General features: G+C 71.0%; 4 protein-coding genes. All 4 read left to right on the forward strand.

The genetic code is table 11. The annotated features are described in order from the left end of the window. Window positions 1-459: 459 nt before the first annotated feature. Window positions 460-867, forward strand: coding sequence for a hypothetical protein (locus RIF68_RS33260; RefSeq protein WP_309055175.1), 408 nt, complete (start codon window positions 460-462; stop codon window positions 865-867). A 116-nt stretch (window positions 868-983) separates the two neighbouring features. Then, on the forward strand, window positions 984-1589 hold the full coding sequence (locus RIF68_RS33265) for a phage tail protein (protein ID WP_309055177.1): 606 nt from the start codon (window positions 984-986) through the stop codon (window positions 1587-1589). A 98-nt stretch (window positions 1590-1687) separates the two neighbouring features. Continuing rightward, window positions 1688-1978 (forward strand): hypothetical protein, encoded by a 291-nt coding sequence (locus RIF68_RS33270; protein WP_309055179.1) that lies wholly within the window; start codon window positions 1688-1690, stop codon window positions 1976-1978. 116 nt (window positions 1979-2094) lie between these two features. Next, window positions 2095-2394 (forward strand): hypothetical protein, encoded by a 300-nt coding sequence (locus tag RIF68_RS33275; protein WP_375165097.1) that lies wholly within the window; start codon window positions 2095-2097, stop codon window positions 2392-2394. Window positions 2395-2881: the final 487 nt, after the last annotated feature.

Here is a 2881-nt window from a genome sequence, read left to right on the forward strand (position 1 = left end):
GCGGCCGCGGGCGGGGTAGGCGAGGTCGGTGACGTAGAGGAGACGGGGACGGTGGGAGCCGGCGGGAGCGGGCCGTGCGGCGGGGGCCGGAGCGGGGCCGGAAGGGGGCGGATCGGCGGTCATGGGGACTCCCTCGGTCGGGTGACGGTCAACCTATCGAGCCGCTGACGTGCGATTTCGCGGACCCCCACCGAATTAGTTGCGTGCGCGCACGCTCTCTGTCACAGTTGGTGCAGCGGCGGAGCTGTGCCCGCGAGACGGGCCGCGGCTCCGCCGCTCGCCGTCCGGGAGCGTGTCCGCGCCCCTCCCCCTCCCCGCCGGAGCGCCCCGGACGGCGGCCGCCGCACCGCACCTCCCCCGCCCCGCCCACCGGGCGCGGGGACGGGACGCGAGCGGCCCTTCGCACCACCGCGCACCACGCCTCACCCGTCCGCCCTCCCCCTCCCGAGGAGAACCGTCATGACCACTCCCCCGAGTGCTTTCCCAGACGTCGAGAAGCTGGTCGTCGACGTCCTCAAGGCCGACCCGGCCCTGGCCGGCGCGATCATCGCGGTCCAGGCGCCGGCCGGCTTCGACGGCACGCAGAGCGCCGTCCTGGTGAACCGCCGCGGCGGCGCCTGGATCGGTGACCAGCACGTCGACATGCCGCTGATCGAGTTCGAGGTGTACGGGCCGACCAAGAACGCGGCCCACGTCCTCGCCAACGGCGCCCGCCGCGCGCTGCTCGCCACCATCGGCAAGAAGGTCGGCGTGAACTTCATCAGCGACGTCGAGGAGCAGGACGGGCCGCGCTGGCTGCCCGACTACGTCTACCGGGGCGCCAACCGCTACCTCTGCGTGATCCGCCTCTCCGTGAGCGTCTTCTAGCCCCTCGGACGCTCCCCCACAGACCAGGCCTCGCCGTCCGGCGGGGCCTTTGCCGTACCCGGGCAGGACGCCCGGGGCGGTCTCTCCCACACCCTCTCACCAAGGAGAAAACCACCATGGCAGGAAACAACTCGGCCGAGATCCGCGTCGCCGGCACCGGCAAGCTCTACGTGGCCAAGGTCGGTACGGCCGCCCCGGCCTTCGGCACCGGTGACTCCGCCGCCGACTGGTCCGGCTGGACCGACCTGGGCTTCACGACCGGTGACGGTGTCACCTTCGCGAAGAAGGACAAGCTGGAGGCCATCGACTCGTGGCAGTCGGTCTCCCCGGTCCACTACATCTACTCGGCCCGTGACCTCTCGCTGAAGTTCTCCATGCTCCAGTTCAACGAGGACACGCTGCCGTTCTTCATGGGCGGCGGCAAGGTCGAGGCCGACCCGGCCGCGTCGGCCGACACCTTCAAGTACGAGATCTCCGAGCGTCCGTTCGCGGACGTCCGTGCCCTCGGCCTGGAGTTCACCGACGTGAAGGCCGGCGGCACCACCGGTGTCACCTACCGCTTCATCATCCCGCGCGGTCAGGTCACCGCCTCCGACGACATCAAGCTGGCCCGGAAGGCGGCGTCCACCCTGGGCATCACCTTCTCCGCGATGTCGAACGGCGACGGCAAGCCGCTGGCGACCTTCCTCATGAAGGACAGCCAGTACGGCGCGGCCGTCTGATCCAGCTCCACCGGGGCGGGACGGCACGCCGCCGTCCCGCCCCACCCCCTCTCCTCATTCACCCACGCGAACCACGCGAACAAGGAGTACGCATCACCATGGCCCGTTTCGACGTCAACGCAGCCCGCGCCCAGCGCCAGGAGGCCCACGGCCGCAAGTGGTCCTTCGAACTGGACGGCGAGACCTACACCCTTCCCACCGAGCTGAGCCGCGCCACCGCGAAGGCGCTGCGCAAGCTCGACGACAACGACGTGGACGGCCTGCTCGAACTCCTGATGGGTGAGGAGCAGTTCAACCGCTTCGAGCAGCACGACGTCACGATGCAGGACATCGCCGCCATCCTGGAGGCCTACGGCAAGGAGACCGGGCTCGGCCTGGGGGAAGACTGAGCCTCGTCGAGTTCGTCGACGAACACGCCGAGGCCCTTGAGGCGGATCTCCTCCGCTATTACGCCACCGACATCCTCGACTGGCACCGCGGTGAGCTCTCCAGCCGCCGGCTCCTGGTGCTGATCAAGGCCCTGCCGCGGGAGAGCGCGCTCCACCGCGAGCTCCACGGGGAGTCGGCCGAGTGGTCGATCACGGATCACCTCCTCGCCGCGGCGGTGGACCACCTGGCCGTCGCCAACTGGATGTTCCAGTGCGTCAACGGCGCGGAGGACGGCGACCAGCCCGACCCTCCGAAACCGGTGCCCCGTCCGGGCATCGACGACGGGGACGAGGAGAGCGAAGGCGAGGAGGGCGGCGCGTCGCCGGGCGAGGCCTCCGAGGTCTCTCCTCATCAGCTCGCCCGGTTCTTCGGCTGACGCCGCCACGGCCCCCGGAGGCCGTTCCCGTCAGGGAGCGGACTCCGGGGGCGCTTCCTGTGCTCGCTCGGCGGCCAGATCCTCCTCCAGGGCCCTGGCCCGGTCCGACAACCGCCGCCCCTTGCCGCCCCGTCCCTCCGGGTCACCCGGCTCGGAACCACGGCGCTCACCGGCGGGACCCATCTGTCCCGGCACCCCGGCGAGCGGCGGGACGATCGGGCGGCCACCCTTGCGGCGGGCGACCCTGCGGACCGGCTGAACGTTCCTGCGGGCCCGGCTCTCCTGGGCGGACAGAAGAACGTCAGGTTCGGCGTCGTGTTCGGGCCCGGTGGCGTGCTCGGGCTCGGGCTCGGGCCGGTCCGGACGCTCGGGCCTTTCCGTTCGAGCGCTTCGATCGACGCGACCGTCTGTTTCCGGCCAATCTGCGTGTTCTGTTCGATCAGACGGCTCGGGCGGCTCGTTGTGACCCGCCCTCCGTTCGAACATC

Source organism: Streptomyces sp. (assembly GCF_031178505.1).
Classification (GTDB): Bacteria; Actinomycetota; Actinomycetes; order Streptomycetales; family Streptomycetaceae; genus Streptomyces; species Streptomyces gulbargensis.

Excerpts from the sequence above, each read along its gene's own strand:
- RIF68_RS33260 (WP_309055175.1), top strand. The coding sequence starts at position 460 with ATGACCACTCCCCCGAGTGCTTTCCCAGACGTCGAGAAGCTGGTCGTC.
- RIF68_RS33265 (WP_309055177.1), top strand. The coding sequence starts at position 984 with ATGGCAGGAAACAACTCGGCCGAGATCCGCGTCGCCGGCACCGGCAAG.
- RIF68_RS33270 (WP_309055179.1), top strand. The coding sequence starts at position 1,688 with ATGGCCCGTTTCGACGTCAACGCAGCCCGCGCCCAGCGCCAGGAGGCC.